The organism is Blautia sp. CAG:257, from assembly GCF_000433815.1.
Taxonomy (GTDB): Bacteria; Bacillota; Clostridia; order Lachnospirales; family Lachnospiraceae; genus Blautia_A; species Blautia_A caecimuris.
On record NZ_HF999013.1, the window covers coordinates 1 to 6,329 of the forward strand.

The 6,329-nt window shown below is 44.9% G+C and carries 4 protein-coding genes; all 4 read right to left on the bottom strand.

Annotation, left to right across the window (positions count from 1 at the left end):
• On the bottom strand, positions 1-694 hold a 694-nt coding region (locus QVP40_RS03410; RefSeq protein ID WP_288200306.1), incomplete at its 3' end, for an FGGY family carbohydrate kinase.
• 100 nt (positions 695-794) lie between these two features.
• On the bottom strand, positions 795-1,697 hold the full coding sequence (locus tag QVP40_RS03415; RefSeq protein WP_022067097.1) for an undecaprenyl-diphosphate phosphatase: 903 nt from the start codon (positions 1,695-1,697) through the stop codon (positions 795-797).
• Between the two features lie 291 nt (positions 1,698-1,988).
• Positions 1,989-5,204: a carbamoyl-phosphate synthase large subunit gene (carB, locus tag QVP40_RS03420; RefSeq protein ID WP_022067098.1), complete on the bottom strand. Its 3,216-nt coding sequence runs from the start codon at positions 5,202-5,204 to the stop codon at positions 1,989-1,991.
• Positions 5,204-6,280: a carbamoyl phosphate synthase small subunit gene (locus tag QVP40_RS03425; protein WP_022067099.1), complete on the bottom strand. Its 1,077-nt coding sequence runs from the start codon at positions 6,278-6,280 to the stop codon at positions 5,204-5,206. The genes carB and QVP40_RS03425 overlap by 1 nt, the downstream gene beginning before the upstream one ends.
• Between the last annotated feature and the right edge of the window lie 49 nt (positions 6,281-6,329).

Below are 6,329 nucleotides of genomic sequence, written 5' to 3' on the forward strand. Positions count from 1 at the left end.
CGATCAGATTTTCATTTGTATATCCATAAATACAGCTGCTTGGTTTTACCTCCGGAAGCATGGATTCAGGAATCCCAAACCGTTCCAGAATCTCTTTATCCCATTGTTTTTTGTAAATATCAAATAACATTGTACGGGAAGCATTGGTGTAATCTGTAACATGTACCTGACCTTTGGTAAGCTTCCAGATCAGCCAGGTGTCTACCGTGCCAAAAAGAAGCTCTCCTCTCTCTGCTGCCTCTCTGGCTCCGTCCACATAATCCAGGATCCATTTAATTTTTGTGGCGGAAAAATAAGCGTCTGGAATCAGTCCTGTTTTTTCTCTGATCTTATCAGCAAAACCATCCTGTTTCAGTTCCTCGATCATGTCTGACGTACGGCGGCACTGCCATACAATAGCCGGATAAACAGGATTTCCTGTTTTTTTGTCCCAGACAATTGTTGTCTCACGCTGATTTGTAATTCCAATGGCTGCAATATCCCCCGCATCAGCCCCGATCTTTCCCATGGCCTCAATTGCCACAGCCATCTGAGAGGACCAGATCTCATGAGGATCATGCTCTACCCAGCCCGGCTTTGGATAATACTGGGCAAATTCTTTCTGCGCTGAACTGCAGATATTTCCCGCCTTATCAAAAAGGATACAGCGGGAGCTTGTGGTTCCCTGATCCATTGCCATAATATATTTTCCCATAATTATGTACCTCCGTTTCTGCAGCCTGCTGCAGCTGCCGGTCAAAAATCCTGCTCCTTCCCCTGTGTAACAGGATTCTGCCCTGTATATCCCTTATTTTTTATCCAATTACATTCTTTCCGATAAAATATCCAAGTACAAGGACACCCAGTACGATCCTGTACCATCCAAACACTTTAAAGTCATGTTTTTTAATATATCCTACCAGGAACTTGATCGCCAGTATGGATACAACAAATGCAACCACCACGCCTGTAATAAGAATCAGAACCTCTCCGGCAGTAAAGGCAAATCCGAATTTTATCAGCTTGAGAAGGCTGGCGCCAAACATAACAGGAATTGCCAGGAAAAAGGTAAATTCAGCCGCTACTGTTCTTGAAGTTCCTACCAGAATACCTCCGATGATCGTAGAACCGGAGCGTGAAGTTCCGGGAATTACAGACAGAACCTGAAACAGACCGATCAGAAAAGCAGTTTTAAAGCTCATGGATTCCAGAGATCTGCAGGTTGCTTTCCGTCTTTTATTATAGTTTTCAATAAAAATAAAAATCACACCGTAAACGATCAGAGCAATGGAAACAACCACGTAATTGTTAAATTTTTCCTCAATGAAGTCATTAAACGGCAATGCAATCACAATGGTAGGAATACATGCCACAAGGATCTTAAACCACAGCACCCATTTTTCCTTATCGCAGAACCGTTCCACAAAAGTCATGATCCCTCTTGCAAAAACAGGCTGTTTTGCTATGATTGCTCTTTGTTTCTTTGGAAGCTCTCTGATATAAAAAGGCCACAGCTTTCCCCAGTATAATACCACCACTGCCAGGATCGCACCAAGCTGGATCACTACCAGAAAGAATTCTTTAAACTCCGGCGTCACATTAAGTTTGATAAATTCATCCACCAGAATCATATGTCCGGTACTGCTGATAGGAAGCCATTCCGTAATACCTTCCACAATACCCAGAAACACGGCTTTTAAAAATTCAATAATATCCATTCTTTCTCCCTTTCATTTTTATTTTATGCCGGGCATTTTTCTTCTTTTACAAAGATTTTATCCACCCCGGACACTGTAAGTATAACACAATTTTTACTCTCATTAAAGAATAAAGCAACACTGTTCACAAGTAATATTCTGCTGGAAATAGTCTGCAATGTAACAGTCGCAGATAATCCCGGACGAAACTTTCCTTTCCCAAAACCAAACGGACATATCCGTTTCAAACTCCCTGAATTCCTGGTAAATAAAAACCGGAGAAGTCTGTGCCTCCCCGGTTCATATTTGTTTTTATCTGTCTGCGATCGTTGCAATATCGATCAGAGTCAGATTATTAAGGTCTGTATTTTCAAGGCTGGTTACAAGAGCCTCTGCAGTATCAAGACTGGTCAGTACATTTACACCTGTCTCAATGGCATTTCTGCGGATCACAAATCCGTCTTTCTGATGCTCTACACCCTGAGGCGGAGTATCAATTACAACGTCGATCTTGTGTCCCAGAATCAGGTCCATAAGGTTCGGTGCAGGCTGCTCCAGCTTGTTGGTACGGATTGCCTTGATGCCGTTTTCTTTCAGAACCTTTGCAGTTCCTCTTGTAGCATAAATACGGTAGCCAAGAGCTTCAAAACGTTTTGCGATCGGAACAACTTCCTCATGATCTTCCTCTTTTACAGTGATGATCATGTTGCGGTGCTTCGGAAGCTTGATTCCTGCTCCGATAAACGCTTTATAAAGAGCCTCGTTAAAAGTCTCTGCAATACCAAGGCACTCTCCGGTGGATTTCATCTCAGGTCCAAGGCTGATATCTGCGCCGCGGATCTTTTCAAAGGAGAATACCGGCATCTTAATGGCAAAGTGTTTTGCCTCAGGCTGAAGTCCCGGCTCATAGCCCAGATCCTTCAGCTTATAGCCCAGGATTACTTTTGTTGCCAACGGCACGATCGGAATTCCTGTTACCTTGCTGATATACGGAACAGTACGGCTGGAACGTGGATTTACCTCGATTACATACACTTCTTCGCCGCATACAATAAACTGGATATTGATCATACCTACAACGTGAAGCGCTTTTGCAAGACGACGTGTGTACTCTGCAATGGTTTCCTTTGCAGTTTCACTGATAGTCTGTGCCGGATATACGGAAATACTGTCACCAGAGTGGATTCCCGCACGCTCAATATGCTCCATGATACCAGGAATCAGAATGTCCTCGCCGTCACATACAGCGTCTACCTCAATCTCTTTGCCCATCAGGTATTTATCTACCAGGATCGGATGATCCTGCGCGATCTGGTTAATGATTCCAATGTATTCTTCTACATCCTCATCGCTGACTGCAATACGCATTCCCTGTCCGCCAAGAACATAGGAAGGACGTACCAGAACCGGATATCCCAGTCTGTTAGCAACTTCTTTTGCTTCCTCAGCAGTAAATACAGTATCTCCCTTCGGTCTCGGGATCTGGCACTGCTCCAGGATACCGTCAAACAGCTCACGGTCCTCTGCTGCATCTACGTCTTCTGCAGATGTTCCGAGAATCTTCACGCCCATTTTCATCAGCGCTTCTGTCAGCTTGATGGCAGTCTGTCCGCCGAACTGAACGACCGCTCCGTCCGGTTTTTCGATTTTTACGATATTTTCTACATCCTCAGGTGTCAGAGGCTCGAAATACAGCTTGTCTGCAATGTCAAAGTCTGTGCTGACAGTCTCAGGATTGTTGTTGATAATAATTGTCTCGTAGCCTTCTTTTTCAAAAGCCCAGGTACAGTGTACAGAGCAGAAGTCAAACTCAATACCCTGGCCGATACGGATCGGACCTGAACCGAGAACAAGAACTTTTTTCTTATCCGGTGTGGAAACTGCTTCATTTTCTGTATCCGGTCCGCCGTAAACAGAATAATAGTATGGTGTTGCTGCCGCAAACTCTGCCGCGCAGGTATCTACCATTTTATAGGCAGCGCGGATGTTGTAGCCCTCACGGAGAGCTTTGATCTCAGCCTCTGTTCTGCCGCAGAGATTTCCGATCACATAATCCGGGAATTCCATGCGTTTTGCTTCCAGCAGAAGTTCTCCTGTCAGCGGCTGGGTCTTCAGCGCCTGCTCCATCTCAACAAGGATTGCAATCTTGTCAATGAACCAGCGGTCGATCTTTGTGATGCGGTGGATGTACTCTTTGGAAATATCTCTTCGGATGGCTTCCGCAATTTTCCAGATACGGCGGTCATCTACAACAGCCAGCTCCTCAATCAGCTGATCCTCAGTAAGTCCGGTAAAGTCATAGGACATAAGGCTGTCCACATGCTGCTCCAGAGAACGGATAGCTTTCATCAGAGCTCCCTCAAAGTTATGACAGATACTCATAACCTCTCCGGTTGCTTTCATCTGAGTTGTCAGAGTTCTTTTTGCAGTAATAAATTTGTCAAATGGCAGACGCGGGATCTTTACAACACAGTAGTCCAGCATCGGCTCAAAGCTTGCATAGGTTTTTCCTGTAATGGCGTTTGGAATCTCATCCAGTGTATAGCCAAGAGCGATCTTTGCAGCAACCTTGGCGATGGGATAACCGGTAGCCTTACTTGCAAGAGCAGAAGAACGGCTTACACGGGGATTTACCTCGATAACGCAGTATTCAAAGCTCTCCGGATGAAGAGCGTACTGAACGTTACATCCGCCTGTGATTCCCAGCTCTGTGATAATATTCAGAGCAGAAGTACGAAGCATCTGATATTCTTTGTCTCCAAGAGTCTGAGAAGGAGCAACTACAATAGAGTCACCTGTATGAACGCCTACCGGGTCAATGTTCTCCATGTTGCAGACTGTGATGCAGTTTCCTGCGCTGTCGCGCATTACTTCATACTCGATCTCTTTCCAGCCTGCAATGCAGCGCTCTACAAGAACCTCGCCTACTCGGGAAAGACGAAGACCGTTTTCAAGGATCTCTCTCAGCTCATATTCATTGTTGGCTATACCGCCGCCGCTTCCGCCAAGAGTATAAGCAGGACGGAGAACAACCGGGTATCCGATGGTCTTTGTAAAAGCAATGCCATCCTCAACTGTTGTAACCACCTTGGAAGCTGCAACCGGCTCGCCGATTTTTTCCATGGTATCCTTAAATTCCTGACGGTCCTCTGCCTTTTTGATCGTTTCTGCAGTAGTACCGATCAGGCGCACATTGTGTTCCTTGAAAAAGCCTTTTTCTTCCAGCTCCATTGCAAGGTTCAGACCAGCCTGACCTCCCAGTGTAGGAAGCACACTGTCCGGTTTTTCTTTCAGGATCAGCTGCTCTACCACCTCTACAGTCAGAGGCTCAATGTATACACGGTCAGCAATATCTTTATCTGTCATGATGGTTGCCGGGTTTGAGTTAAGAAGTACAACCTCCATGCCCTCTTCCTTCAGAGAACGGCAGGCCTGAGTACCTGCATAATCAAACTCTGCTGCCTGGCCGATGATAATCGGACCGGAACCAATCACAAGAACTTTATGAATATCTTTATTTCTCGGCATTATCTGTTTCCTCCCATCATTTCCATAAATCGGTCAAACAGGTAGCTGGAATCCTGCGGTCCCGGGCATGCTTCCGGATGGAACTGCACGGTAAAGATATTTTTGCCCACATAGGCCATACCTTCATTGGTACCGTCATTTACATTTACAAATGCCGGCTTTGCAATATTTTTTGCCTCAAGCTGCTCTGCATCCACCACATATCCGTGATTCTGGGAAGAAATATAAACTCTTCCTGTTGCAAGATCCTTAACCGGATGATTTCCGCCTCTGTGTCCGTATTTCATCTTATGAGTATCTCCGCCTGTGGCAAGAGCCATAAGCTGATGACCCAGACAGATTGCAAAGATCGGAACATCAGATTCATATAATTTACGGATTTCTTCTATAATAGAAGTACATTCCTTCGGATCCCCAGGTCCGTTGCTGAGCATGATTCCGTCCGGATTATCTTTTAAGATCTCCTCTGCCGGTGTCAGAGCCGGATAAACAGTCACCTGACATCCCCTCTCATTGAGAGAACGGGCGATATTGCGCTTTGCGCCAAAATCCATCAGAGCAACCTTCGGTCCTTTGCCTTCCAGGACCTCTTTCTCATGACAGGTAACCTTTTCCACTACTTTTCCAGTTGTATATGCTTTTAAACGGGGAATAATTGCATCTAAATCATAGTTTTCATCAACTGTGATCATACCATTCATGGTACCCTTTTCACGAAGAATTTTTGTCAGGGCTCTTGTGTCAATGCCCGCAATTCCCGGAATGTCATGTTTTTCCAGAAAATGCTGAATGGTATCAACGCTTCTGAAGTTGCTGGGGATACGGGATAATTCACGAACAATAAATGCATCTATCCACGGTTTCCTGGACTCCTGATCCTCATAACAAATTCCATAATTACCAATCAGCGGATAGGTCATACAAACAGCCTGTCCAGCATAAGACGGATCAGTCATCACTTCCAGATATCCGGTCATAGATGTGTTAAAAACGATCTCACTGATTACTTCTCTGGCTGCGCCAATACTGGTTCCTGTAAACACATGGCCGTCTTCTAATATCAGAAATGCTTTCATACAATCTCCCTTTCTCTTGTTTTATCCTAAATCTTCAAGATTATATCAC

What these genes read in the sequence shown, in the direction of transcription:
- QVP40_RS03415 (WP_022067097.1), bottom strand. Translation starts at nt 1,697, where the DNA reads ATGGATATTATTGAATTTTTAAAAGCCGTGTTTCTGGGTATTGTGGAA.
- carB (WP_022067098.1), bottom strand. Translation starts at nt 5,204, where the DNA reads ATGCCGAGAAATAAAGATATTCATAAAGTTCTTGTGATTGGTTCCGGT.
- QVP40_RS03425 (WP_022067099.1), bottom strand. Translation starts at nt 6,280, where the DNA reads ATGAAAGCATTTCTGATATTAGAAGACGGCCATGTGTTTACAGGAACC.